The organism is Acidimicrobiales bacterium (genome assembly GCA_036378675.1).
Classification (GTDB): Bacteria; Actinomycetota; Acidimicrobiia; order Acidimicrobiales; family Palsa-688; genus DASUWA01.
The window spans coordinates 1-2,636 of record DASUWA010000044.1 but is presented as its reverse complement, the minus strand read 5'-3'; the positions used below and the strand labels follow the sequence as shown (position 1 = coordinate 2,636).

The following is a 2,636-nucleotide window of genomic DNA, read 5'->3' as shown; positions in this document are numbered from 1 at the left end:
GCCCATCGACATGCAACGAACCCCGTACGCGGAAGGGGGTTCCATCTTCTGATCCTTGACGGTGGGAGCCGCGTCGATTCCGAGCATTCCGGGAACGGAGAACCCGTAGACGTCCGCGTCGAGCACCGCGACGTCGTGGCCGCCACGTGCGAGCGCGACCGCGAGGTTGACGGTGACAGACGACTTGCCGACTCCGCCCTTACCGGAGCTCACCCCGATTACGCGGGTCCGGCTGTGAGGACCAAACGGATTCGGGCGCCCCTCTTCGTGCCCCAAGCGGCCGGTTGGCCGAGCCTGAGTTTGCCCCGCGTGGGAGTGCCCCGCATGAGCACCCGATCCAGAACTCCCGCTTGACGTCCACGCGTCGGGATCGGCAGCGCGCCCCGAGACCTTCGCCCGTACCGCCTCGAGCTCGGCGGGCGTCATCACGGTGAGCTCGACACGGACCTCGCGCACCCCCTTGAGGTGTTCGATCGCCTCGGTCACGCGTCGAGTGATCTCTTCCCGAAGCGGACAACCCGGCACCGTGAGCGCGACCGTTACCCCCACCCTCCCACGGCGGACCTCGATCGTCCTGACCATGTCGAGCTCCACGATGCTGACCCCGAGCTCGGGGTCGTTGACCTTGCGAAGGGCCTCGAGGACGTGCTGCTCACTGAGCGCCAAAGTCGTCTCCTTGTTGGTGCCCATCCAGGGCCGGGGGAGCTGGCCGCCAGATTTGCACTATGACGCTAGGTACAATACCGCAACGCCCAAGTTTCTGGCCTGCGGCGATTCAGGGAATTGCCGTTTGACCAGGACTTTTTACCGATGGTTGGTTTCTGGCGTTTGACACCAGTGTCCGCGGTCTTGTGGGGAAACTGTGGCGTAACTTCGTGGTCTAGCGCAGGGATCTGAGCGTCGGTGTCCCCGCACGCCGACGAGGGCGATAACTACGCCCACAGCGAGAATGACAGTTGCTATTTCCCTGACGATCTCCGGCCAATTGCGGCCAGCCGCTTCCGCCCCGATCAACACAGCGGGCAAGACTACCGAGCGCGCCCCGCTGCATATCTCGTAGGTGATGTACCGCGAGTTACCGCTTGTTGCCGCCCTTGGTACGCCTAGCGCTCCATGCGGTAGTCCTGCTTGGTGCCCCCGCTGCTCGCCTTCGGGGTCACCCGAAGCCCCTTATTGTGAGGTGGAAACGGTGACCTTCTTGTTAGCGAAAATAGCCATTGCTGGATCGCTTCCCGCAAGGGTCCAAAGTTGACGCAAGGCTACCAAGCGCTGGGGCGTGCGGTCGACTTAGAGTGATGTCAGTGCTGTTTGAATGGTTCGATGATTGGGCCCACGATCACGTTGGAGTCACGTTGACACTTGTCTCCGGGTCCAGGGAGGATGATCTTCGACGCGCGTTTAACGCCGGCTCTTTTCTAGAGGAACCGTTGACGTGGCTTCAGGCGGCCAACATCCCAGCGGGCCGACCGGATTCGGAAGTCCAGTTGTCCCCGCAAAGTATTGAGATGTTGAAATGGATCGGGCGGACCCCGGATGATGTTCGAGCAGTAAACCCTAAGCCGATCCAGGGTTACGTAAGAGTCACAACAAGCAATGGCTGGACGGTGGGCGTCGAAGCTTCGACGACTCGAGGCGCGGACCAGGCCGTTTTGACGGCTCTCTCAACTGTGCAGCATCGTACGCTGTCGTACGCAAAAACGCCCGGGATCTCTCCGCTGCAGTACGCGGAGGATGGTGTGGTGATCTGCGGGATCGATACCGTCGTTCCGACACAGGGTTGGGGAACAGATAGGGAGTTCTTTTCGAACCTCGCTCTTAGGCTGCTGGATCAACAACCGGACGTCTTTGCGCCGGCCGTCGTCGCGGAACTGCTTGACCGATGGCTCGACTTGAGAATCTCCCCCGAGGTGTTGGAAGGACCTCTGCGTGCTGCTCCCATGACCGAGTGAGCACTTCTGATTCTGCTGGTTCACGCGGGTAACGCCCCTCCCGGCTGAGACTGTCGAGAAACTGATCGAGAAGGTTCCTGCCCGGTATCGCTGATTGTTCTCGGCGCTGCCACGGGAGTCCGAATCTCCAAAGCTTTCGGGTTGACCAACGACCGGGTCGACTGGATCCGGCGGACGGTAACAGTCAACCGCCAGCTTGTCGGCGTGCGCGAGGGACGATGTGGCGCGAGACGGCCGACCTTCTCGGGATTCCCCTCGGCGACGGGTTCCACCAGTTGCGCCACTTCTACGCCTCGGTGCTCATCGCGGCCGGAAGCTCGGTCAAGCTCGTTCAGGAGAGGCTCGGTCACACCTCGGCTCAGATGACCCTGGACGTCTATTCGCACCTCTGGCCGGAGGATGACGACAAGACCCGGACGGCCGTCGATTCGGTGTTGCTCTTGCAGTCGCGTGGGGAACGCGTGGGGTAGCGACTCGATGGCTTCGCGAAAGTGCAGGTCAGAACTGCAACGGGTTTCTACTATCCCGGTAGGTACAATACCCGTTGTGGGGTCAAAGGCAGAGTCCGCCGATGCCCGATCAGAGGCCGAATTCGCGGCAGATACACCCGCCGCGTCCTCGAGTGCCGAGCAGCCGCTGACCGACGCGCAGTTCTCCGCTGCTGTCGCCGCGGTCACGTCGGCATTC

General features: G+C 62.0%; 3 protein-coding genes. 2 read left to right on the top strand and 1 reads right to left on the bottom strand.

Translation table 11 applies throughout. From position 1 onward, the window contains the following. On the bottom strand, positions 1 to 666 hold a 666-nt coding region (locus VFZ97_14440; GenBank protein HEX6394633.1), incomplete at its 3' end, for a P-loop NTPase. A 635-nt stretch (positions 667 to 1,301) separates the two neighbouring features. Between VFZ97_14440 and VFZ97_14435 the strand changes: the two genes are divergently transcribed. Beyond that, the gene (locus tag VFZ97_14435) at positions 1,302 to 1,949 is read left to right on the top strand and encodes a hypothetical protein (GenBank protein ID HEX6394632.1); all 648 of its coding nucleotides are present in this window, start codon (positions 1,302 to 1,304) and stop codon (positions 1,947 to 1,949) included. Between the two features lie 77 nt (positions 1,950 to 2,026). Then, positions 2,027 to 2,419 (top strand): tyrosine-type recombinase/integrase, encoded by a 393-nt coding sequence (locus VFZ97_14430; protein HEX6394631.1) that lies wholly within the window; start codon positions 2,027 to 2,029, stop codon positions 2,417 to 2,419. Positions 2,420 to 2,636: the final 217 nt, after the last annotated feature.